The 23,311-nt window shown below is 69.9% G+C and carries 17 protein-coding genes and 1 pseudogene; 11 read left to right on the forward strand and 7 right to left on the reverse strand.

What is annotated here, in order from left to right; translation table 11 throughout:
• Window positions 1–643: 643 nt before the first annotated feature.
• Window positions 644–1,933, forward strand: a pseudogene (locus tag ACIA6A_RS21850) (M14 family metallopeptidase); the annotation flags it as partial.
• Here the strand turns inward: ACIA6A_RS21850 and ACIA6A_RS21855 are convergent.
• Complete coding sequence (locus tag ACIA6A_RS21855) at window positions 1,927–2,688, reverse strand: VOC family protein (RefSeq protein WP_396099618.1); 762 nt, start codon at window positions 2,686–2,688, stop codon at window positions 1,927–1,929. The pseudogene ACIA6A_RS21850 and the gene ACIA6A_RS21855 sit on opposite strands and share 7 nt — an antisense overlap.
• Before the next feature lie 118 nt (window positions 2,689–2,806).
• Between ACIA6A_RS21855 and ACIA6A_RS21860 the strand changes: the two genes are divergently transcribed.
• The gene (locus ACIA6A_RS21860) at window positions 2,807–3,229 is read left to right on the forward strand and encodes a GNAT family N-acetyltransferase (protein ID WP_396099619.1); all 423 of its coding nucleotides are present in this window, start codon (window positions 2,807–2,809) and stop codon (window positions 3,227–3,229) included.
• Here the strand turns inward: ACIA6A_RS21860 and ACIA6A_RS21865 are convergent.
• On the reverse strand, window positions 3,226–5,244 hold the full coding sequence (locus tag ACIA6A_RS21865) for a HelD family protein (RefSeq protein WP_396099620.1): 2,019 nt from the start codon (window positions 5,242–5,244) through the stop codon (window positions 3,226–3,228). The two genes, ACIA6A_RS21860 and ACIA6A_RS21865, sit on opposite strands and share 4 nt — an antisense overlap.
• Window positions 5,245–5,448: 204 nt before the next feature.
• On the opposite strand from ACIA6A_RS21865, the gene ACIA6A_RS21870 reads away from it, so the two are divergent.
• From ACIA6A_RS21870 to ACIA6A_RS21885, 4 genes are all read left to right on the forward strand, one after another.
• Complete coding sequence (locus tag ACIA6A_RS21870; protein ID WP_396099621.1) at window positions 5,449–6,021, forward strand: ArsR/SmtB family transcription factor; 573 nt, start codon at window positions 5,449–5,451, stop codon at window positions 6,019–6,021.
• A 39-nt stretch (window positions 6,022–6,060) separates the two neighbouring features.
• Window positions 6,061–7,314, forward strand: coding sequence for an MFS transporter (locus ACIA6A_RS21875; RefSeq protein WP_396099622.1), 1,254 nt, complete (start codon window positions 6,061–6,063; stop codon window positions 7,312–7,314).
• On the forward strand, window positions 7,311–8,165 hold the full coding sequence (locus ACIA6A_RS21880; protein ID WP_396099624.1) for a menaquinone biosynthetic enzyme MqnA/MqnD family protein: 855 nt from the start codon (window positions 7,311–7,313) through the stop codon (window positions 8,163–8,165). Before ACIA6A_RS21875 ends, ACIA6A_RS21880 begins: the two co-directional genes overlap by 4 nt.
• 66 nt (window positions 8,166–8,231) lie before the next feature.
• A complete protein-coding gene (locus ACIA6A_RS21885; RefSeq protein WP_396099625.1) occupies window positions 8,232–9,848 on the forward strand; it encodes a hypothetical protein in 1,617 nt (538 codons plus the stop codon).
• A gap of 120 nt (window positions 9,849–9,968) precedes the next feature.
• Here the strand turns inward: ACIA6A_RS21885 and ACIA6A_RS21890 are convergent, their stop codons facing one another.
• The 5 genes from ACIA6A_RS21890 to ACIA6A_RS21910 form a co-directional block, all read right to left on the reverse strand.
• The gene (locus tag ACIA6A_RS21890) at window positions 9,969–10,748 is read right to left on the reverse strand and encodes an inositol monophosphatase family protein (RefSeq protein WP_396099626.1); all 780 of its coding nucleotides are present in this window, start codon (window positions 10,746–10,748) and stop codon (window positions 9,969–9,971) included.
• Complete coding sequence (locus ACIA6A_RS21895) at window positions 10,741–11,697, reverse strand: aldo/keto reductase (RefSeq protein WP_396099627.1); 957 nt, start codon at window positions 11,695–11,697, stop codon at window positions 10,741–10,743. The genes ACIA6A_RS21890 and ACIA6A_RS21895 overlap by 8 nt, the downstream gene beginning before the upstream one ends.
• A 55-nt stretch (window positions 11,698–11,752) precedes the next feature.
• Window positions 11,753–13,354, reverse strand: coding sequence for a beta-1,3-glucanase family protein (locus tag ACIA6A_RS21900; protein ID WP_396099628.1), 1,602 nt, complete (start codon window positions 13,352–13,354; stop codon window positions 11,753–11,755).
• 214 nt (window positions 13,355–13,568) lie between these two features.
• Window positions 13,569–14,402: an SWIM zinc finger family protein gene (locus ACIA6A_RS21905; RefSeq protein WP_396099629.1), complete on the reverse strand. Its 834-nt coding sequence runs from the start codon at window positions 14,400–14,402 to the stop codon at window positions 13,569–13,571.
• Window position 14,403: 1 nt separating this feature from the next.
• Window positions 14,404–17,430 (reverse strand): DEAD/DEAH box helicase, encoded by a 3,027-nt coding sequence (locus ACIA6A_RS21910; RefSeq protein ID WP_396099630.1) that lies wholly within the window; start codon window positions 17,428–17,430, stop codon window positions 14,404–14,406.
• 170 nt (window positions 17,431–17,600) lie between these two features.
• Between ACIA6A_RS21910 and mqnC the strand changes: the two genes are divergently transcribed.
• From mqnC to ACIA6A_RS21935, 5 genes are all read left to right on the forward strand, one after another.
• Entirely contained in the window at window positions 17,601–18,836 is a 1,236-nt protein-coding gene (gene mqnC, locus ACIA6A_RS21915; protein ID WP_396099631.1) for a cyclic dehypoxanthinyl futalosine synthase, read from the forward strand.
• A 302-nt stretch (window positions 18,837–19,138) separates the two neighbouring features.
• Entirely contained in the window at window positions 19,139–19,834 is a 696-nt protein-coding gene (locus ACIA6A_RS21920; protein ID WP_396099632.1) for a demethylmenaquinone methyltransferase, read from the forward strand.
• Window positions 19,835–21,171: 1,337 nt separating this feature from the next.
• Window positions 21,172–21,414 (forward strand): hypothetical protein, encoded by a 243-nt coding sequence (locus tag ACIA6A_RS21925; RefSeq protein WP_396099633.1) that lies wholly within the window; start codon window positions 21,172–21,174, stop codon window positions 21,412–21,414.
• Window positions 21,415–21,582: 168 nt separating this feature from the next.
• Window positions 21,583–22,863, forward strand: coding sequence for a geranylgeranyl reductase family protein (locus tag ACIA6A_RS21930; protein ID WP_396099634.1), 1,281 nt, complete (start codon window positions 21,583–21,585; stop codon window positions 22,861–22,863).
• Window positions 22,864–22,942: 79 nt separating this feature from the next.
• Window positions 22,943–23,308: an NADH-quinone oxidoreductase subunit A gene (locus ACIA6A_RS21935; protein WP_396099635.1), complete on the forward strand. Its 366-nt coding sequence runs from the start codon at window positions 22,943–22,945 to the stop codon at window positions 23,306–23,308.
• The last annotated feature ends 3 nt before the right edge of the window (window positions 23,309–23,311 follow it).

Here is a 23,311-nt window from a genome sequence, read left to right on the forward strand (position 1 = left end):
CGACCCGGCCCCACGGCCGACCCGGCCCCACGGCCGACCCGGCCCCACGGCCGACCCGGCCCCACGGCCGACCCGGCCCCACGGCCGACCCGGCCCCACGGCCGACCCGGCCCCAGCGGCGGACGCCGGCATCCCGGCTCAGGCCGAGCTGGTTGCTCAGGCTCAGCCGCGCGCTCTGAGCGAGCCGCGCGCTCTGAGCGAGCCGCGCGCTCTGAGCGAGCCGCGCACTCAGGCTGGCCTGCTCGCTCGGGCTGGCCTGCTCGCTCGGGCTGGCCTGCTCGCTCGGGCTGGCCTGCTCGCTCGGGCTGGCCTGCTCGCTCGGGCTGGCCTGCTCGCTCAGGCTGGCCTGCTCGCTCAGGCTGAACTGGATCGCTCGGGCCGGCCGGGCACTCTGATGGGCCCGGCTGCTCAGGCGGAGCTGGGCGCCGGGGCCGAGTTCGGCGATTCGGGAGGCGGGTTGCTCGCGTGGTGCTGACCTGGGCCGCCCTGTCGGGTTGGCGCATCTGTGCTGACCTGGGCGTCAGTCATCCGGAAGGTGGCCATCATGTCGGGGTACGGGGGCAACTGGCATATAGCCAACCATCGATATAGATGGTGATGTCAAGGGGCCAGAACCCCCTCTGACACCCACCGGAGGTCGTTCATGAGACGACGCTTCATCGGCCTGGTCGCCGCTACCGCCGGCCTGGCTCTCGTTGCCGCTGCCGCGGTGCAGCCCGCTGACGTCCAGCCCGCCAATGCGCAAGCCGCCGGGCTTCGCGACGACAGTTCGGCCGCGTACGAGATCTATGATGTCCGGACCCTTGCCCAGCGTAACCTTATCGCCGGCACCGGAGCCTCGATCGACGCCGTGGAGCATGCGGTGGTGGAGGTTACCGCTACTGCTCGTGAGGTTCGTACGCTGGAAGCGCTCGGCTTCACCGTGCGGAAGGTCGACGATGCCTCCATTTTGGACTTCCCGACCCGGGACACGTTGTATCACAACTATGCGGAGATGACCGCCGAGGTCAACGCGGCTGTCGCGCAGTATCCGAGCATTGCCAGCAAGCGGGTGCTCGGCAAGACCTACGAGGGCCGGGACATCGTCGCGGTGAAGATCTCGGACAATGTCGGCACCGATGAGGCCGAACCCGAGGTGCTGTATGACGCCAACCATCATGCTCGGGAGCACCTGACCGTCGAGATGGCGTTGTACCTGCTCAAGCTGTACACCGGCAGTTACGCGAGCGACAGCCGGGTGAAGAGCGTCGTCGACAGCCGGGAGATCTGGATCATTCCGTCGGTCAACCCGGACGGGTCCGAGTACGACATCGCCACCGGAAGTTACCGGTCGTGGCGCAAGAACAGGCAGCCCAACAGCGGTTCTTCGTACGTCGGGACCGACCTGAACCGCAACTACGGTTACCGCTGGGGCTGCTGTGGCGGCTCGTCGACCAGCCCGTCCTCGGAAACGTATCGCGGGACGGCCGCGTTCTCGGCTCCGGAGACCAAGGTCGTGCGGGACTTCGTGCTGAGCCGGGTGGTCGGGGGTGTGCAGCAGATCAAGGCCGCCATGGACTTCCACACGTACTCGGAGCTGGTGCTGTGGCCGTTCGGGTACACGAACGCGGCGACCACGACCGGGATGACCGCGGACCAGAACAGCACGTTCGCGACGCTGGGCCGGCAGATGGCCGCGACCAACAATTACACGCCGGAGCAGTCGAGCGCGCTGTACATCACCGATGGTGACCTGCTCGACTATCTGTGGGGCACGCACAAGATCTTCGCGTACACGTTCGAGATGTACCCGACCAGCTCGTCCGGGGGCGGTTTCTACCCGCCGGGCAGTGTCATCGCCCGGGAGACCGCGCGGAACCGGGAGTCGGCTCTGCTGCTGGCCGAGGCGGCGGACTGCCCGTACAAGGTGATCGGTAAGGCCGGCACCTACTGCTGATCGTTCTGGAGGACCGCGAAGGCGCCGCCTTGGGGGTCCTCCAGCACGGCGTGCCGGCCGATGGCCAGGTCGGACGGGGACTGCAGGACCCGGCCGCCGAGGGACTGGGCGTAGCCCGCGGCGTCGTCGCAGTCGGCGACCGCGAACGAGATCATCCAGTGTGGTGGGAGGTCGTGCGGCCAGGTGGCGTCCATCTGCTGCATGCCGGCGATGGTCTCGCCCGCGTACTCCCAGATGATGTACGGCAGGTCGCCCATGGAGCTTTCCCGGGCGACCCAGCCGAACACGTCGCCGTAGAACGCGGCCGAGCCCTCGATGTCGCGGGTGACCAGTTCGTTCCAGGTCAGCGCGCCGGGTACGTCGAAGATGTCGGCGCCCTTCATCGTGCCGGCCTGCCAGACGCTGAACGGGGCGCCGGCCTGGTCGAGGAACGCCGCCATCCGGCCCTGGTACATCACGTCGAACGGTGGCACGAGAACCTTGCCGCCGGCGGCCGCGACCCGGGCGGTGACCGCGTCGGCGTCGTCGGTCGCGATGTACGTGCTCCAGGCCGTCGGCTGGCCCTCGCCGAACGTGGGACCGGCACCCGCGGTGGCCCGGCCGTCGATGCGGAACGTCGTGTAACCGCCGTACTCCGCACCGGAGATCTCTGCTTCCCAGCCGAACAACTGTGTGTAGAACCGGATCGCGTCCTGAAGGTCGGACGTGCCCAGATCCACCCAGTTCGGCACCCCGGGCATCGGATGGGTCATGGATAGATCGTTGCACCACGATGCCAGCGCGTGGGCCGCACAGTCGGAAGTTCAACTGAAACGCCGACCACAGGGAAAGCGATAGGACCATACGTACACCCCAATTTACGATCTTGGGGTGAAACAACCGGTACTACGGGTAGCCGAGGCTCGTGAGCTCGACGACGTACTCATGTTCTGGCAGCGGGCCGCCGAGAACGCCAACCGGCCCGCCGACAGCCGTGTCGCGCTGGCCGCCCTGTACATACGCGACCCGGACGCGCTGATCCTGGCTGTGGACGGTGCCACGATCGTCGGGACGATCATCGCGGGCTGGGACGGATGGCGCTGTCACCTGTACCGCCTGGCGGTGGACCCGTCGCGGCGTCGGAGCGGGATCGGTCGAGCGCTGATCGCCGCCGCTGAGCGCCGCTTCGAGGCGCTGGGCGGGACCCGGGCCGACGCCATGGTCCTCGCGGACAACGAGGCGGCCCACGCGGTCTGGGCCGCCGACGGGTACCACCCCCAGCCGGAATGGTCCCGCTGGGTCAAGCCGCTTTAGAGCGGCTCGGGCAGGGGCAACGCGTGGACGACCGAGAGCCGGGACACGGCTCGGGTCAGGACCACGTACAGCCGGTTGAGGCCCTTGGGTTCGGCCGCGACGATCTCGGCCGGCTCGACCACGACGACGTGGTCGTACTCGAGGCCCTTGACGATCGTGGCCGGGACCACCGTGACGCGCGCCTCGGTGTCGACGTCGTCGGGGGTCGCGGTCTCGATGCCCGCCGCCGCCAGCTGCTTGTGCAGCCGGCCGACCGCCGTGTCCGCGGCGATGACCGCGACCGATCCCTCGTGCTCCAGCGCCGCGGTGACCTCGACCAGGACGGCCGCGTCCAGCTCCGCCGGGTCCGGCACCGCGACCAGGGCGAGGTCACCGTCGCGACGCAGGGAAACAGCCTCGGGTACGTCGACCCCGAGCGCCGGCAGCAGGCGGTTCGCGAGCGCCACAACCGATGCGGGTACGCGGAAACCGACCGTCAGTGGCACCACCGCGGCCCCGGCCTTACCGAGGTGACCGAGCGTGTCCTGCCACCGGGACGCGGCCCACGGCGCGGTGCCCTGGGCCAGGTCGCCGAGCAGCGTGATCGACCCGTGCTCGCTGCGCCGGGCGATCGCCCGGGCCTGCATGGGGGAGAGGTCCTGGGCCTCGTCGACGACCACGTGCCCGTAACTCTGCTCCCGCTCCAGCAACCCGGAGGCCTCGTCGAGCAGCAGCAGGTCCGCGGCACTGAACTTCGCCGATTTAGGGGTCTTGGGCGCCTTGGCCCATAGCAGCGTGGCCTGCTCCTCGGCGCTCAGGATGCCCTCGGCCGCGGCGGCGAGCATCCTGGCGTCGGTGAGCAACGACACCACCAGCGCGTCCGGGGTCACCGCGGGCCAGGCGGCGTCCAGGAAATCCCGTACCTGAGCGATCTTGGACATCTTCTTCAGCCAGGTCTCGCTCGGCGAATTGCCGGTACGGTACTCCGACTGCCGCTGCAGCAACCCGACCACCCGGGCCCGGACCCGCTCCCGCCCGACCGCGTAGGGCAGATCCTCCCGCCGGGCCTCGTCGACGAGGCGGCGCAGCGGTTCGATGTCGATCCGCCACCGGTACGAGCCGTCGGACACCATCATCGGGTCGGTGGGTTTCGCCAGCCGCCCCCACAACGCCCGCCGCAACACCTCGGCCATCCGGGGATCGTGCTTCAGCAGGGCGGCGGCGTCACTGTCCGAACCCTTGACGGGTACGCGGGAGATCAGCCCCTCCACGGTGGACTGCTTGACCTGGACCTCGCCCAGGGCCGGGAGCACCGCCGAGATGTAACCGAGGAACGCGTTGTTCGGGCCGACGATGAGCACGCCCGAGCGGCGCAACCGTTCGCGGTGCGCGTACAGCAGGAACGCGGCCCGGTGCAGCCCCACCGCGGTCTTACCGGTGCCGGGCGCGCCCTGCACGCAGATGGACTCCTCGAGGTCGGCCCGGACCAGCACGTCCTGCTCGGGCTGGATCGTGGCGACGATGTCACGCATCGGCCCGACCCGCGGCCGCTCGATCTCGGCGGTCAGGATCCGGCTGCCGGTGCCGAGCTCCTCACCGCGGTCGAGGTGCTCGTCCTCGAAGCTGGTCAGCTCCCCCTTGACGAACCCGAACCGGCGGCGCGTGGAAACACCCCGCGGCTCCCGCACGCTGGCCTGGTAGAACGACTGCGACAGGGGCGCCCGCCAGTCGAGCACCATCGGCTCCCCGGCATCGTCGGTGACGTGCCGGCGCCCGATGTGGTACGCCTCCGCGGCGATGTCGAGCTTGCCGAAGAACAGCGGGGTGGTGGGATCGTCGGCCAGGTCGGCGACCCGTTTCATGAGTGCGCGCCCGAGCGTCTCGGCGGCGAACGGATCCCCGGCCACGTCGGACGAGGAGGAGAACAGGTTCTCGGCCCGGTCCCGCATGCGCCCGAGAGCGGCGCGGGATTCGAGCAGGTGCCGGCGTTCGGCGAGAAGATCGTCATCGAGGTCGGAGTGGGCAGGCAGCGTCATCCGAGGAACCTTCCGGCGTCGGTGATGGTGGTTCGGCTGACCTGGGCCGCCCGGCGCTCCGTACAGGAAATCCTGGGTGCGGTTTCCCTGGGTGCGGTGTCGGCAGTGCCCGGTTGAGAAGCGCGCGTTCCCCGCGGGCGAGCCCAACAGCCTACGCCCCAACCCACCCACGAGCGATCGAATTAAACGGGGGATCATTCTGGGATGGCTGAGGAGCGTACTGCCGCGCATGTGACCGAGCCGCGGGTCATGCGGGCGATGGCCCATCCCGCTCGGATCGCGATCATCGAGCATCTGGGCAGCACCGGGGACGTGGTGACCGCTACGCAGTGTGCGGAGCTGGTCGGGTTGTCGCCGAGTGCCACCAGCTATCACCTGCGGGAGCTGGCGAAGGTGGGGCTGGTCGAGCAGGCGCCGAGCCGGGGGGACGGGCGCGAGCGGCTGTGGCGCAGCACGTACACCGGGGTGAACGTCGATGGTGATGTCGGTGAGCCGGAGGCCCGCGCCGCCGAGCAGGCGTTGATCGACGTGTGGCTGGCCGTGGGCGACGCCCGGCGTCAGCAGTGGTTCGCGACGTCGCATGACGAGCCCGAGGTGTGGCAGGCGGCTGCCTCGCTGATGATGCCGATGCTGCTGGTCACCGCGGAGGAGCTGACCGAGCTCAACACCAAGGTCAAGGAGCTGGTCGATCGGTACCGGCGGCGGGACCGGATCGGGAACGCGCCCGCGGGTGCCCGGCCGGTCGCGTTGCAGTACTCGGTGGTGCCCATCGATTGAGGGTTGCCAGGAGCAGATGTGAAGGATTATTTTCGAAGTATGTCCTTCACATCTGACGGTTCGTGCTGGCGTGACGTCCGTATCGCCGCCGCCGCGCGGGGAATCTCGGTCTGCGGCGACCTGCTCGCCGCCACCGCGCTCGCCCTCGCCCTGCAGCAGGCCGGCGCCGGAGGGCTCGTCGTCTCGGCGCTGATGCTGGCCGCGGTCGCCCCGATCGCGCTGCTCGCGCCGGTCGCCGGGCGGATCGCGGACCGGGCGGACAGCCGTACGGTGCTGGTCCTCGCGGGGGTGGCCCAGGCGGCGATCTGCGCCGTGCTCGCGTTCGTGAGCTCGCCCGCGCTGATCATCGCGTTGGTCGCCGTGCTGGCCTGCGGGCTGGCGATCACCCAGCCGACGCTCGCGGCGCTGCTGCCCTCGATGGTCCGGCGGGAGGACATGGCCCGGGCCGGCGGCATCACCCAGACCGCGACGAACATCGGGGCGCTGATCGCCCCGGCGCTGGCCGGCGTGCTGGTCGGGCAGCTGGGACCCCGGGTGCCCCTGCTCATCGACGCGCTCAGCTATCTGTCGCTGGTGGCGGCCGGGCTGCTGCTGCGTACCCGCCGGAGGTCCGTCGCCCCCGCCACCGTGCTCGTACGCTGGCGCCTGCGTGACGACAAGCTGGTCACGGCGATGGTCGTCGCGGTGGCCGGGACCGTCGCCGGGGTTGGCGCGATCAACGTGATCGAGGTTTTCTTCGTGCGGGAGACGCTGCACTCCTCGACCACGATGTTCGGCCTGATCAGCGCGACCTGGGTGGCCGGGGCGCTGGCCGGCGCGCAGCTGTTCGGGCGGCTCGGGCGGCGGTGGACCGACCCGGCCCGGCTGGTCCGGATCATCCTGCTGCTCGCCGCCGGCTGCTGCGTCGCCGTGCTGGCCGCCTCCGGGGTGCCGAACGCGCTGGTGATGGTGCCGCTGTGGTTCGCGGGCGGCGTGTGCAACGGCGGTCTCAACGTGTTCAGCGGGGTGGTGGTCGCCGAACGGGTGCCGGTGGCGGCCCGGGGGCGCGCGTTCGCCGCCATGGGCTCGATCGTCCAGGTCGGCGGGATGGCCGGCTTCCTGGCCGGCGGGCCGTTGCTCGAGCTTTTCGCCCCGCGACCCCTGGTAGCCGCCGCCGGGATCGCCGGTCTGATCGCGGTCGCCGCCTCCATTACCCCTGTCTTCAGGGCCGATAGCTCGCAACGTGAGAAAGGTCCCTCACAGGCGGCCGAGCCAGGGGTGTCGCAACCCCTCGGGGATAGCGTCGGGGCATGAGTGACGATGCAGTGCGGCGCCCCCGGGTCGGGCACATCCAGTTCCTCAACTGCCTCCCGATCTACTGGGGTCTGATGCGCTCCGGCGCACTGCTCGACGTCGATCTGTACAAGGACACCCCGGACCGCCTGAACGCCGCGCTGGTCGCCGGTGACCTGGACATCGGCCCGATCTCGCTGGTCGAATACCTCCGCAACGCCGACGACCTGCTGCTCCTGCCGAACCTCGCGGTCGGTGCCGCCGACCGGGTGCTGTCGGTCAACATCGTCTCCACCCGGCCGCTCGGCGAGCTCGACGGCCGCCCGGTCGCGCTGGGCTCGACCTCGCGCACCGGTGTGCTGCTCGGCCAGATGGTGCTCAGCGACCGCTACCACGTCGAGCCGGAATACTTCCGCTGCCCGCCCGACCTGAGCCAGATGCTGCTGGAGGCCGACGCCGGCGTGCTGATCGGCGACCCGGCGCTGCGCGCGCTCTACGAGGCGCCGGCGCTCGGCCTCGAGGTCGTGGACCTGGCCGAGGCCTGGCGCGAGTGGACCGGGCTGCCGATGGTCTTCGCGGTGTGGGCGGTGCGCAAGGACTTCGCCGCCGCGAACCCGGGCGTGGTCAAGGACGTGCACGAGGCGTTCCAGCGCTCCCGCGACCTCTGCCTGGCCGAGCTGGACACCGTCGCCGAGTCGGCCGCGCGCTGGGAGCCGTTCAGCGCCGAGACACTGGCCACCTACTTCCGGGCGCTCGACTTCTCGCTCGGCGAGGAACAGATCGCCGGGCTGCGCGAATTCGCCCGACGTGCCGCTGAGCGGGGCGAAGCGCCCGCGCTGCCGGTCGACGGCCCGTTGTTCGCCCAGGTGTAGGGGTAGCGACGGAACGGTTCCGTCCCCTACTCTCTGCGGACCTCTCACCTGATCGAAACGGTGATCATGCGTCTGCACACCCTGGGCCGCCTCGCGCTGCCTGTCCTCGCCACCGCACTGGCCACCGCCGGTGCGACCCTGCCCGCGCATGCCGAACCGTCAACGCCGGCGCCGTCCCTGTCGACCTCGCCGTCGCTGTCGGCATCGCCGTCAGCGTCACCCTCGGCATCGGCGTCACCCTCGGCGTCGGCGTCGGTCGAGCCGACGGACCCCTGGGACGACCAGGATGACGAGCAGTCGTTCGTCTCGGTCATCGTCCCGGAGCGGATCGTCGCCGTCGACGGCACGTCCAAGAGCGTCACGTTCCAGGTGGTCAACATCGGTGACCAGCCCGCGACGAACGTGCGCGTCACGTTCGGCACCGCGGCCGCGCCGATCCCGGCCACCGTCGGGTTCACCGCCCCGAAGGGCAGCGACCAGACCGGCTGCACCGTCGGTGACCTGGGGCGCGGCGTCACGAAGTCGTACACGTTCACCGTCCGGCCCACCGCCGACCTGCCGTACCTGGGGGCGACGTTCGAGGTCGGCGTCCAGGCCGACACCGGCGCCTGGACGGACGCGACGCCGATCACGGTGCTCTCCACCACGTCCGGGATCGACCTCGAGGTCGCCCCGATCAGTGACATGACGGTGGCCGCGGGCAAGTCCGCCACGGTCCCGGTGCTGGTCCGCAACGCCGGCAACAAGACCGCGAACGGCGTGGCCGTGGTGCTGGTCGGCCAGCCCTACCTCGAGTTCCCGGCCAGGTACCCGAACTGCGAAGAGGTCAAGGAGATCTTCGCCGTCGTCTGCGTCTTCGACCAGAAGGTGGAGGGCGGCGACCTGTTCACCCTCGGCGGCAGCTCGCCGCTCAAGGTCAAGGTCGCCGCGGACGCACCCGGCCCGGGCTCCTACTTCCTCGGCGTGGTCGCGCTGGCCCTGGACGACATCGACGAACTGGGCCTGCCCGGCCTCGAGCTGCCGGATGGTGACGACCCGTCCGCGCTGCGCCTGGAACCGGCCGCGAGCAGCCTCGCCGTCGACGACCGCGACATCGACGAGAACGAGCTCAACGAGTTCGACAACGTCGCGTCGTTCTTCATCAAGGTGCCCACCAACCCCGCGGACAGCGCCGCGGTCGGTGGCACGTTCGCCGGGGAGGTCGGCGACACCCGTACGGTCAAGGTCGGCGTGCGCAACAACGGCCCGGCGGCGACCCTCGGCATCCTGCAGGGCTGGCTCGACCTGATCGAGATCCGGCTGCCCACCGGCATCGAGGTGACGAAGCCCGACGCCGCCTGCGAGCGCATCGACACCGGCAGCTACCTCTGCTTCACGGTGGGCAACCTGAAGAAGGGCGAAGAAGCCTTGTTCAGCTTCACCGGCACCATCACCGACAACGCGGACGCATCGGTTGCCGGTCAGATCACGATCGACGGTGGCGAGCAGGACCCGAAGGCGTCGAACAACACCGCCCCGATCACGGTCGAGCTGTCCACCGGGGGCGAGGGCGCCGGCGCCGGCCTCCCGGTGACCGGCGCGCCCACCGGCTTCGTCCTGGTCGGCGGAGCGTTGCTGCTGCTGATGGGCTCGATCGCATTCTTCGCGGCCCGCCGCCGGCGCATCGTGACGATCGCTGACTGAGGACCGATGTCGTATCTCGGTGGGTGGTGCTGACCGTCACTCCCGTCGAGGCCGGGGCCGGGGATCCACGGAGCTGTCGCTCCGGAACGGATCCCCGGCCCCTTCATTCTGCGGAAATGGTCACCCAACAATCCCGAGCAGAACCTCATGCGTGGCCCGATCGGCGGCTACCACCAGCCCGCCGGATCCGGTGTGCATCGGCTGGCCTTGCAGGTCGGTGACCACGCATCCGGCGGCCTGGCAGAGGGCAATCCCGGCGGCGAAGTGCACGCTTTCCTCGAGCCGGCCGTCGGTGACATAGGCCGCCCGCCGGCCGGCCGCCACCCAGGCCACCGCCAGGGTGGTGGAGATGACGCGGGGCCGGAACTGCGCGCCGAAACGGGGGTCGGCGAGCAGTTCCGCGGCCCGGAACGACGGGGCGTTGGGGAACGGCGGATCGAGATTGACGTCCACCAGCCGCGATTCCGGTGACGGGGTGAGCTTTTCGTCGCGGCCGTCACGGCGTACCCAGGCTCCGGTGTCATCGCTCCAGAAGAGCTCCCCGGAGAACGGGTCGGCAACGGCCGCGACCACCGTTTCCCGGCCCGACCGCAGCGCCACATTGACCGCGACCGCCATGCCCCCGGTCGCGTAATTCAGCGTTCCGCAGAGCGGATCGACCAGCCAGCGCCGCCCCTGACGGCCGTCCCCGGTCAGGCCGCTCTCCTCGCCGACCACGTCGTCGTCCGGCCGTTCGGTGCGCAGCAGGCCGAGGATCGCCTGCTCAGCGGCGATGTCCGCGGCGGTGGCGAAGTCGCCGGCGCCCTTGTCGACCCGGTCCAGACGGTCGCCGAAAGCGCCGAGCACCACCGCCGCGCCCGCCTCGGCCGCGGCGATGGCCAGATCCGTGTCGTTACGCATTCAGGAGGCTTTCGAGGGTCGCGACGTCCTCGACCGTCAGCTCCCAGGCGCCGGCCGCCGCGTTGGCCTTGACCTGGTCGGGAGTGGTCGCGCCGGCGATGACGCTGGACACCGCCGGGCGCGCGGCGAGGCCCGCGATCGCCACGTCGAGCAGGGAGTGGCCGCGCTGCTCGCCGAACGCGGTCAGCGCCTCGATCGTGTCCCAGTCGGCGTCCTCGAGCCAGCGCTGATAGCGCTCGCCGGCCAGCCGGGTCCCCTCGGGCGCCTGCTGGTCGCGGGTGTACTTGCCGCTGAGCAGGCCGCTGTCGAGCGGGAAGAACGGCAGCAGGCCCAGCCCGAACCGTTCGCACGCGGGCACGATCTCGGTCTCCACCTCGCGGTGCAGGAGGCTGTACTGGTTCTGCGCACTGATGAACGGGGTCAGCCCGGCACCGCGCGCGGTCCAGTCGGCGTCCGCGATCTGCCACCCGGCGAAGTTGGAGTTGCCCAGGTAGCGGACCTTGCCGGCGCGTACCAGATCGTCGAGGGCGGCGAGGGTCTCCTCGATCGGGGTGGCCTCGTCGGGCTGGTGGATCTGGTAGAGGTCGAGGTAATCGGTGCCGAGCCGGCGCAGTGACGCCTCCACGGCCCGGACGATGTAGCCGCGGGCCCCACGCGCCCCGCGGTCGGCGCCGTTCAGGCCCTCCATGTCCATGCCGAACTTGGTCGCCAGCACGATCTCGTCGCGGCGGCCCTTCAATGTCTGTCCGAGCAACTCCTCCGACGCCCCGTGCGGGGTGCCGTAGATGTCGGCGGTGTCGAACAGGGTGATGCCCGCGTCGAATGCGGCGTCGACCACGGCCCGGGTCCCGTCCAGGTCCAGCTTGCGGCCGAAGTTGTTGCAGCCGATCCCGACGACGCTGACGACCAGGCCGGAATCGCCGAGGCGGCGGTAGCTCATCTCACTCATGATCCGACCCTATGCCGGTGCCGGCGCGAACGCTCCGGCACCGGCGGCACCGGGATCAGCCCTTGTGCCACTTCTGGTTCGTCGTACCGGCGCAGTCCCACAACTGCAGCCGGGCACCGTCGGTGTTGTTCCAGTCGGCGATGTCCACGCACTTGTTGGCCGAGACGTTGACCAGGTCACCGGCGCCCGACAGGGTGAACCGCTGCACCGGGTTGCCGTTGCAGGTCACGAGCTGGACCGGGGTGCCGTTGGTGAGCGCGCCGCCCGCCGGGTCCATGCACATGCCCACTCCGCGTACGGTGCCGTCGCTCTGGAATGTCCATTTCTGGGCGGCACTGCTGTTGCAGCCCCACATCTGCAGCCGGGCGCCGTCGACCGCGGTGCCGTTGGGGATGTCGATGCACCGGCCGTTCCAGTCGCTGACCAGGGCCGAACCCGAGGCGGGCGGCGGGGTCGTGCCACCCGAGCCGAACGGGGTCAGGATCAGCCCGGCGGCCCGGGGGTCGCCGTCGTGCACCAGCGACTCGAAGTTGGCCACGTCGTCGAACGCGAACGCGTACGCCTTACCGTCCGCCATGTTCTGGTGGATGATCTTCGCGTACTGATTGGTCGGGTTGTTCTGGTAGAACTGGGCCGCGTTGGACGACGGCTGCGTGTCGATGGTGCCGAGCGTGCCCCGGTTGAGCGCGGCACAGAGCGTCCGCGAGATCGGCCCGACGACCTGGTCGTTCGGCGCCGGAAGATCCCCGTCACAGCCCCACACCGACGCGGACGACGGCTTGTTGAACGACGCCACCTGCTGCCCGGCCGAGTTAGTGAAACGCATGACATTGCCCGACGTACGACCGAAGTACTTGGTGTTGGGCTGGTCCCCGAACGGCACCACGGTCAGCACCTTGCTGGTGTACGCGTTCCACGCCGACGTGATGTACGAGTCGAGGTAGGTGGAACTGAGCAGCCCGGCCCCGGCGGCCTTGCCCGGGGCGAGCACGCGCAGCACCGTACCGTCGGACCGGGTGTAGACCGTGTTCGCCCAGCCGGACTGGGCCTTGACCGCGTTGATGACATTGTTGCGCCCGTTGCTGACCGGGTCCCCGGTCCGGGTGGTGACGCCGCTCGCCCCGGTCACGGTGACCGCGTGCGGCACGGCGAACATGTCCACCTGGGAGCTGTTCAGCCACAGGCCCGCGTCGTTGTAGGTGAACTCGCTCCAGTCGAACAGGATGTTGTAGTTGGCGTCGCCGCTCGCCCACGGGGCCGGCTGGACCAGGCCGTCCGGGGTCAGGAAGAACTTGAGCTTCTCCCCGAGCGAGAAATAGACCCGTCCGGAGAAGCCCTTCGGGAACTGGACCGTGGTCGACCCGCCGTTCCCCGGGCCGCCGATCGCCACGTCGGGGGCGGGTGAGGGCGGATTGGCCCCGGCCGGCCACGGCGTGAACGTGCCGCCCTGGTTGACGTAACCGAGCCGGCCGGTGTTCAGGTTGATGCCGATGACGTACACGAAGACGGCCTCGCCACGGCCGGTGTTGTTGGTGACCGTGACCGGCAGCAGGGCCGGGCCGGCCGCTTCAGCCGGTGCGACGAGCGCGGTCACCGCGACGGGGACGGACATGGCCAGGGCGGCGAGGGCGTGCAGGAGTCTTCTTGGAGCGCGCACTGGAACTCCTCGGGGGACGAAGGGGCGACGGGCGGCGCACAGCGCTTCGCGACGGCCCGGCTCGACCGCGGCGAGGGCTTGGGGATGGTGCGTCGGTGCGTTCACCGGGGCTGGTGAGCTAGCCGGAGAGCGCTCTCACAGCATCAAATGATGAACTCGCCATGTCAATAGATAACAACCTATATAAATGACGCCGGCCGGAGCGCGCGGTGGGTCAGGGGGTGGGGTCGTTCTCGACCAGGTCGCGGTAGGCCGGGCGGAGGAGGTCCACCAGGGGGATGTGCCGGACCCGGACCGGGGGAGGGTCGAGGGCTCGCAGCAGGAGCTCCGGCGGCGTGGTCGTACGGGCCGGGCGTTCGCGGAGGCGGCTGAGCGAGATCGATGGGGTGTAGAAGTCGGAGAGGCGGGCGTCGAGGGGTTCGTCGTCAACCGCCAGCGGGTCCGGCACCTCGGTGGGCTCGGGGAGGCCGCGCAGGGCGGACAGGATGTCGTCACGGACGCGGCCCCGCCAGGCCAGCACCAGGAACGGGTCGTCGTCGAACGCCTCGGCCAGGACATAGAGCACCGCCGACGCGTGTTTGCACGGTACGCCCCAGTCCGGGCAGGTGCAGCGCATGTCCATGGTGGACGGGAACAGCGGCAGGCCGAGCTCGTCGAAGACGTCGATGATCTCGTGGGGCATCTCGCCGGCCAGGAGTGCCGCCCGGTACAGGGCCCGTGAGCTCAGCGCGGCCAGGACACGCGTCCACTGTGCTTCGTCGTACGCCGGGATGGTCAGGGTGACCACGTACGGATCCGGGCGGGAACCCTGGACGCGGCCGGTCACCAGGCCCGGGACCATCTCGAAGTCGAGCACCTGACCCTTGCGGGCGTACGCGCGGCCGCGGCCCAGGCGGCCCGGCTGGCAGATCTGTTCGAGGAGGTCGACGAAGCGCCGGGACCACCACTGGGAACCGATCTTGCCGCGCTGGGAGCGGACCGCGATGCCACCGTCGACGCGGATCGGGCCGGTGCTGTCGAACCAGCGTCCGTCGGGGTCGACCGGCATGTCAGCGCACCGCCGCCGGGTCGAGCGCGAACAGGTCGCGCAGCTGGGCGGTGTCGAGGCCGGTCACCCAGTCCTCGCCGGTGCCGACCACGGACGACGCCAGCGCCTTCTTCCGCTCGATCATGGCGTCGATCTTCTCCTCGAGGGTGCCCGTGCAGATGAACTTGCGGACCTGCACGTTGCGGGACTGGCCGATGCGGAACGCGCGGTCGGTGGCCTGGTCCTCGACCGCGGGGTTCCACCAGCGGTCGACGTGGATGACGTGGTTGGCGGCGGTGAGGTTGAGGCCGGTGCCGGCGGCCTTCAGCGAGAGCAGGAACAGCATGGGCTCGGTGTCGTTCTGGAAGCGGTCGACCAGCTCGTCCCGCTTCGCCTTGGTGAGCCCACCGTGCAGCCAGAGCACCGGCCGGTCGAGGTGGGCGGCCAGATAGGGCTGCAGCATCGTGCCGAACTCGGAGTACTGCGTGAAGATCAGCGCCTTGTCGCCGTCCGCGACGATCTCCTCGGTCAGCTCCTCGAGCCGGGCCAGCTTGCCCGAGCGGGCCGGCAGCCGGGAGCCGTCCTTGAGCAGGTGGGCCGGGTGGTTGCAGACCTGCTTGAGCTTGGTCATCGCCGCGATCACGTTGCCCCGGCGCTGGATGCCCTCGGTGCTCTCGATCGTGGCCATCATGTCCTCGACCACGGCCTGGTACAACGTCGCCTGCTCCGCGGTCAGCGAGCACCACACCTTCATCTCGTTCTTCTCCGGGAGGTCGGAGATGATCGACTTGTCGGTTTTGAGGCGGCGCAGGACGAACGGGCCGGTGGCCCGTTTGAGGGCCGCGGTCGCGTCGGCGTCACCGCGCACCTCGATCGGCTCCTGGAATCTCTTGCGGAACCGTTTCGCGGGCCCGAGCAGCCCGGGATTCGCGAACTCCATGATGGACCAGAGCTCGGCGAGGTGGTTCTCGACGGGCGTACCCGTCAGTGCCAGCCGGGTCCGTGCGGGGATGGACCGGACCGCCTGGGCCTGGCGGGTGCCGCTGTTCTTGATCGCCTGGGCCTCGTCGCAGACGACGCGCCCCCAGGCGACCTCGCGCAGGGCGATCAGGTCGCGCAGCGCGGTGCCGTATGTCGTGATGACCACATCGGACTCCGCGACGGTCTCCCGGAACTCCTCGGCCCGCTTGCGGGTGCCGCCGTGATGCACGGTGACGCGCAGCGACGGCGCGAACCGGGCCGCCTCCTTCTGCCAGTTGCTGACCAGCGACATCGGGCAGATGAGCAGCGTCGGAGCCGGCTGCCGGCCGTCGTCGCGCTCGGTCAGCAGCAGCGACAACGTCTGCGCGGTCTTCCCCAGACCCATGTCGTCGGCCAGCACCCCGCCCAGGCCGAGCTGCGCCAGGAAGTGCAGCCAGGACAAACCCCTCTGCTGGTACGGCCGGAGCACGCCCCGGAACCCGGCCGGCGTGGCCAGGGGCTCGAGTCGCTGGTCCGCGTCCCCGGACAGCAGATCGCCGAGCCGGCCGTCCGCGTCGACCTCGACCAGCGGCAGATCCTCCTCGCCACCGTCGGCGACCTGCTGCAGCACCTCGCCGACGGTCAGTTCACCCTCGCGGCGGCGCCCGACCGCCCGCAGCGCGGCCTGCAGCTGCCGGTCGTCGAGCTCGACCCACTGACCACGGACCCGGACCAGCGGCACCTTGAGCCGGGCCAGCTCGGCCAGCTCCTCGGCGCTGACCGTGGCATCGCCGATGACCAGGTCGAGCCGGAACGCGACGAGCTCCTCCAGCCCGAACCCGGAATCGGCGGCGGCCTTGCCCGACGGCGTACTGCTCTTGGTGCGGGTGGTCAGCTTGAGCCCGACCGCCTTGCGCCCGGCCCATGTCGGCAGTTGCACCCCGAACCCCGCGGCCTGCAACAACGGTGCCGTCTGCTGCAGGAAACCGTGCGCCTCGGCCGTGCTCAGCTCCATGCCCGCGGGCTCGGCCTCCAGCAGGGCCGAGTGCAGACCGGGGAAGAGCCGGAACGCCCGGCCGAGCCCGGCGAGCAGCGTCTCGTCGGACCGGGCGGCGAGGCCGGGCAGCTGAGCACCGGTCCACAGATCCTCGGCGCGCAGATAGAGGCTGGGATCATCGGCCGACTGCAGGGCGAACCCCAGCCCCCAGCTGTCCTCCTCCGGCTCGGGCTCCACCAGCCGGAAACTGAGCCGGACCGGCCCGTTCGCGTCGTGCGCCGCCCGCAACCACGCGTCGAGCGACCCGCTCAGCTCCGCGACCTCGGCCGGCTTCGCCCCGGGCAGGGCCGGATCGTCGGCGGTCAGCGCGGACACCCACCGATCGGCGAGCTCGCCCCGAGTGCCCGGCCGGGCCCCCTTCAGCAGCCGCTCCGGCAGCACCGCCCGGGCCGCCGAGTCGACCAGGGCGTCGAGCGCGTCCCGCAGCGTGGTGCCGCGGTCGCTGTCCGGCTCGAAAGCCCGGCAGACCGGCGGCAGGGCGGTGGCGAACTCCCGGAACATCCCGGCGTCGGCACCGGTCAGCACCGGCCGCCAGCGCCCGGTCGGCACGCCCGCCTCGGTGACCAGCTGCGGCAACATGCGACCCCGTCCGGCCAGGTCGAACGCCCAGCCGGCGAGCAGCGAGAGGTAGCGCAGGGAAGCGGCCGGCACCCAGGCCGCGTCGGCGTCCGCGTCCGGATCGGCGAGGGTGGCCAGCGCCGTGAGGGCCTGGTCACCGGGCAGCAGCAGGACGGGGGTGTCCCAGGCGATGAGCTTCAGCCCGCGGGCCGGCGCCTCACCACCGGCTTCGGGGGACGGCACCGGGCCCTTGGTGGTGCCGGGCAGCCGCAGGGAGAGAACGGACTCCACGGCTCCGGCTCCGGCGGAGTTGCCCAGGGCGAGGGCCAGGGTGGGGGCGGTGGTGGCGAAGGGGTGCGGGCGGCGCTGGGCGCGGGAGGTCGTGGTGCGGGGCAGGTCAGGATCCTCCGCCCAGAGGACCAGCCGTCCCGGTGCGGATCTCCCCGCGCTCCACCCGCCCTGTACGACCAGCACCCGCGACCCCGTTCCCGCTCGATCCGTCGAGGTTAACGACTTCGTGGGCGGCCGGCCCGTACGCCCCGCTGCCGGGTGACCCCTCTTGCGTATCTTTGCGGGCCGGGCGAGCGCAGGGCAGTGACCCGCGCCGCTGACCGTTGGCGGGGATGAGACGTAGGCTTCCGGGTGTGACGGTGAACGCGGAGATCGACAGCATTCTGCAGCGTGCGGCCGACGGCGGGCGGATCACGCCCGAGGAGGCGCTGCTGCTCTACACCGACGCGCCCTTCCACGGGCTGGGTGAGGCCGCTGACGCCGTACGGCGACGGCGTTATCCGGACGGCATCGTCACCTATCTGATCGATCGCAACATCAACTACACGAACGTGTGTGTCACGGCGTGCAAGTTCTGTGCGTTCTACCGCGCCCCGAAGCACAAAGAGGGCTGGTCGCACCCCATGGAGGAGATCCTCCAGCGGTGCGGCGAGGCCCTCGACCTCGGCGCCACCCAGGTCATGCTGCAGGGCGGGCACCACCCCGATTACGGCGTGGAGTACTACGAGACCCTGTTCTCGTCGGTCAAAGAGGCGTTCCCGCAGCTCGTGATCCACTCGATCGGGCCCAGCGAGATCCTGCACATGGCCAAGGTCTCCGGCGTCTCCATCGAGGAGGCGATCGTGCGGATCAAGGCGGCCGGGCTGGACTCGATCGCGGGAGCCGGCGCGGAGATGCTCCCCGAGCGCCCGCGTCAGGCGATCGCCCCGCTCAAGGAATCCGGCGCGCGCTGGCTCGAGGTCATGGCCGTGGCCCACCGCAACGGCCTGAGCAGCACCGCCACCATGATGATGGGCACCGGCGAGACCAACGCCGAGCGGATCGAGCACATCCGGATGATCCGCGACGTGCAGGACCTCGCGGTGGCGAACGGCTACGTCGACTCGCCGGTCGAGGCGGACACCGGCAAGGGCGGGTTCCGGTCCTTCATCCCGTGGACCTACCAGCCGGAGAACAACCACCTCAAGGGCCGGACCCAGGCGACGCGGATCGAATACCTGCGGTTCGTCTCGGTGTCCCGGCTGTTCTTCGACAACGTCGCGCACCTGCAGTCCTCGTGGCTGACCACGGGCAAGGACGTCGGCCAGTTGTCGCTGCACATGGGCGTGGACGATCTCGGCTCGATCATGCTCGAGGAGAACGTGATCTCCTCCGCCGGCGCCCGGCACAAGTCGAACCTCGTCGAGCTGATCTCGATGATCCGCACCGCCGACCGCATCCCGGCCCAGCGCGACACGCTCTACCGCCACCTGGCCGTGCACCGCACCGCGGCGGACGACCCCACCGACGAGCGGGTCATGTCGCACTACTCGTCGATCGCGATGCCGAACGGCGGACGCAAGAACCTTCCCCTGGTCGACGCTTCGTAGGGGCCCCGCTGGTCCGTACGACCGTACCGGCTGGCCGATCGGCCAGGTGGTGGTCGTCGGTCCGGGGAGGGGCTGGTTGCTCCTGGGTAACGACGTGTGCGTGTCCCTGGTACAGGGCGTTCACGCTGGTTACGTTGCCCTGGTAACAAGCAGCACTTGAAGCGTCGCCGAGGCATAGTGACCGCCGGCGGGGCGGGTTCGGACCCGACCGATGGCGGTCGTATATATAACGCAGCAAGGAACGGGCGGGATGGGTCACCATCCCGCCCGTTCTGTATGTGCCGGGTGGCACTATTCATGGCGTGACGCGCGCAGACCTGGACAAGCAACCGCACGAGGTCGCCGAGATGTTCGACGGCGTGGCCCAGCGGTATGACCTGACGAACACCGTCATCTCCCTCGGCCAGGACCGCGGCTGGCGGCGATCGACCCGGGCGGCACTGGGCCTGCGACCGGGCGAGCGGGTGCTGGACGTCGGGGCCGGCACCGGGGTGTCAACCGAGGAACTCGGCCGCTCGGGCGCCTACGCGGTCGGCGCCGACATCTCCACCGGCATGCTGCGGGCCGGCCGGGGCGACGGGCGAACCGTACCGCTGGTGGCTGGGGACGCGCTCAAGCTCCCGTTCGCCGACGAGGCTTTCGACGCGGTGACGATCTCCTTCGCCCTGCGCAACGTCGTCGACACCGAGGCCGCGCTGCGCGAGCTGGCCCGGGTGGTCCGGCCGGGCGGGCGCTTGGTGGTGTGCGAGTTCAGCAGCCCGACAAACTTCGCATTCCGTACGGTCTACCTCTCCTACCTCATGCGCAGCCTCCCGGCGGTGGCCCGCACCGTCTCAAGCAACCCCGACGCATACGTCTACCTGGCCGAGTCGATCCGCGCCTGGCCGAATCAGGAGGCGCTGGCCGCCCGCATCACCGCCGCCGGCCCATGGAGCCGGGTCGGCTGGCGCAATCTGACCGGCGGAGTCGTCGCCCTGCACCGAGCAACCAAGAACTGAGCGCGGCCGAGATCTGAGCGCGGCCGAGATCTGAGCGCGGCCGAGATCTGAGCGCGGCCGAGATCTGAGCGCGGCCGAGATCTGAGCGCGGCCGAGAACTGAGCGCGGCCGAGAACTGAGCGCGGCCGAGAACTGAGCGCGGCCGAGAACTGAGCGCGGCCGAGGGCTGTGCGTGGTCGAGGGTTGGGCGTGACCAAGCGCTGGGCGCGAACAGCTGCTGGGCGCGGCGGATGCTGGTCGCGACCAAGAGCTGGGCGTGACCGTCGGGCTTGGCGTGACCGAGGGGCTTGAGGGCAGCCGCAGGGCTGAGCATCGGCCACCCCGGCTCGGCGGCGGCTGAAGGCTGATCGGCGCCGGTGGGCGATCAGACTTCAGCCGGCGATCAGCCTCTGGTTGCGCCCAGTTCCCGGCCGCACCCAACCCAGCCCCGCCCGGCTTCCTCGCCGCGCGCGGCCTGAAGCAGCGCAGCCTGAAGTCGCGCTTGCCCTGTGGTCGCGCTTGCCCTGTGGTCGCGCTTGCCCTGTGGTCGCGCTTGCCCTGTGGCCGCGCTTGCCCTGTGGCCGCGCTTGCCCTGTGGCCGCGCTCGCCCTGAAGCCGGGTTCGATCCCCGGCCGGACGCTCCGCGATTAGCCCGCCGCTCAGCCCTGGTCGCGTACAGCCCTTGTCGGGCGCTCCGCCGTCAGCCGTCGCTCAGATCTCGGCTGTCGCTCGCCCCCGAGCGCGCTCTGGTCGCGCTCAGCGTCTTGGTCGAGTTCGCTTTCAGCCGCGATCAACCCTCGGCCGGGCGTTCAGCCTTCCGCGCTCGACATCCCGGTCGCACACAGCCCCCTGCGGGCGCTCAACCTTCAGCCGACGATCAGCACTCGACCGCGGCCCAGCTCCCGGCTGCATCCATCCAGCCGCCCGGAAGGGAGCGGCGCGGCTGCCAAAGGGCTGAGTGTGGTCCGGAGGCTGCATGCGGCCGGGAGCTGGCGGCGGCCGAAGGGCGGAGCGTGGCCAAGAGGCCGGTCAGCGACCAGGAGGCTGGGCGGCGGCCAAATGGCTATGCGGCGGCTAAAGGGCTGTGCGGCGGCCGAATGGCTGGGCGCGCTAGGGGATTGGGCGTAGTCACGAGGTTGGGCGGGGCCATGGGGTTAAGCGCGGCCATGGGTTTGGGAGCGGCCGGGGGCTGGGTGGCGGCCGGAGAGTTTTTGGTGGCTGGGTGCCGCGTTGGGGTTGCTCGACGTGGTTGAGGGGCTGCTGTGCCCGTTCAGGGGTGCAAGGTCCGTGTCACGCCACTAAGGGATTAAAACGAGGTTTCGCCCGTTTAGTGGTTGATTCGGGTGTTAGATCGATGCATGACGACAACCGACCTGCTTGTCGACGACGCCGACATCGATGTTCCGATCGACGACCGTGATGAGGGGGAGCGGCGGGCTCTGAAGCTTGCTGATCTTCTACGCAGAGTCGCGGTTGACAACCCTGCGTATGCGCAGCTGTTGTTGGATGAGTTGATCGAGTCGCTGGACAAGGCGACTGAGGGCAAGTTCCGCGATTACGTACGGGCAGTCAGCAGAACGCTCGCCACGCACGGAGAGTGATCCTCGCATTGCGGGCATTTCATCAGCGCGAAACAGTTAGGTCGCCCTAACCCTGATCCGCCTCGATGTCGGTTCTAGACTCCGAACTGGGCTAGCTTGTGAACTGTTTCACTAGCGACTGTTCCATCAGCGACTGCTTCGCTAGCCCACGCGATACGGAGGTGGACCGTGAACGAGATCGTCGCCGACGAGGCGGACGTCATCGTGGTCGGTGCCGGGCCGGGTGGATCCGCTGCGGCCTACCACATGGCCAGGCACGGGTTGAGAGTACTTCTCCTTGAAAAAACAGAATTTCCCAGGGAGAAGGTATGTGGCGACGGCCTCACTCCGAGGGCCGTCCGTCAGTTGGTCCGGATGGGCGTCGACACGTCTGAGAAGGCCGGCTGGCTGCACAACCGCGGTCTGCGGGTGATCGGTGGCGGGGTCCGGCTCGAGCTGGACTGGCCCGATCTCGCGACCTTCCCGAACTACGGCCTGGTGCGCACCCGGCTTGATTTCGACGACATGCTGGCCAGGCGCGCGGTCGAGGCCGGTGCGCTGCTGAAGACCGGCGTGAACGTCACCGGCCCGGTGCTGGACGCCGACGGGCGGGCCATCGGGGTCGAGGCCAGGGTCGGACCGGACAAGGAACCCGTTCAGTATCGGGCGCTCCTGGTGGTCGCGGCGGACGGCGTGTCCGGCAAGCTTCCGCTCGCGATGGGTCTCGCCAAGCGCGACGATCGTCCGCTGGGTGTGGCGGTCCGGCGTTACTACCACTCGCCCGGCTGGGACGGCGACAACTACCTCGAGTCGTGGCTGGAGCTGCGCAGCGCGTCGGATCCCGAGCGGCTGCTGCCCGGATACGGCTGGATCTTCGGTCTCGGTGACGGCCGGGTCAACGTCGGGCTCGGCATCCTCAATTCGTCGAGCGCGTTCGGCAAGACGAACTACCGGGCGCTGCTCACCGACTGGCTCGCGACCACCCCCGAGGACTGGGGGATGCGGGACGAGACGAACGCCGAGGGGCCGATCCTGGGTGCCGCCCTGCCGATGGGCTTCAACCGGGTTCCGCACTACACCCGCGGGATGCTGCTGGTCGGCGACTCGGGCGGCATGGTCAACCCGATGAACGGCGAGGGCATCGCGTACGCCATGGAGTCCGGCGAGCTGGCCGCGGAGGTCGCCGTGCAGGCGCTCGCCCGGGCCGCGGGTCCCGACCGTGAGCGCGCTCTGCACGCCTATCCGGCCGAGCTGAAGGCGCGCTTCGGCGGCTATTACCGGGTCGGCGGGATCTTCGTGAAGCTGATCGGGAACCCGCAGATCATGCGGCTGGCCACGAAGCACGGCATGCCGCACCCGACGCTGATGCGCTTCGTGCTGAAGCTGCTCGCGAACCTCACGGACCCCCGGGAAGGCGACGCCATGGACCGGGTCATCAATGCGCTCACCAAAGCGGCGCCGGCGGTGTAAGCAATTCGGGCACCCCGGTCGACAACGGGCAAAAGCGCACAAATAGTGTGAAGCGGCTAACAGTCGAGCAGGAGACGGCATGACGCTCAATCCCTACGTACCGATCGTCGGGCTGCTTGTGCTCGGCGCTCTCTTCGCACTCTTCTCGGTGTCGATCGCCCCGATCGTCGGCCCGAAGCGTTACAACCGGGCCAAGCTCGAGGCGTACGAATGCGGCATCGAGCCGGCCCCGCAACCGATCGGCGGCGGGCGTTTTCCGGTCAAGTTCTATCTGACCGCGATGCTCTTCATCATCTTCGACATCGAGACGATCTTCCTTTACCCGTGGGCCGTGAGCTTCGAGGCGCTCGGTCTGTTCGGGTTCGTCGAGATGGTCCTCTTCATCGTCACCGTGTTCATCGCCTACACGTATGTGTGGCGGCGCGGTGGACTCAACTGGGACTGAGGC

Origin of the sequence: Actinoplanes sp. NPDC051494 (genome assembly GCF_044454705.1) — a bacterium.
In the GTDB taxonomy this organism is placed as follows: Bacteria; Actinomycetota; Actinomycetes; order Mycobacteriales; family Micromonosporaceae; genus Actinoplanes.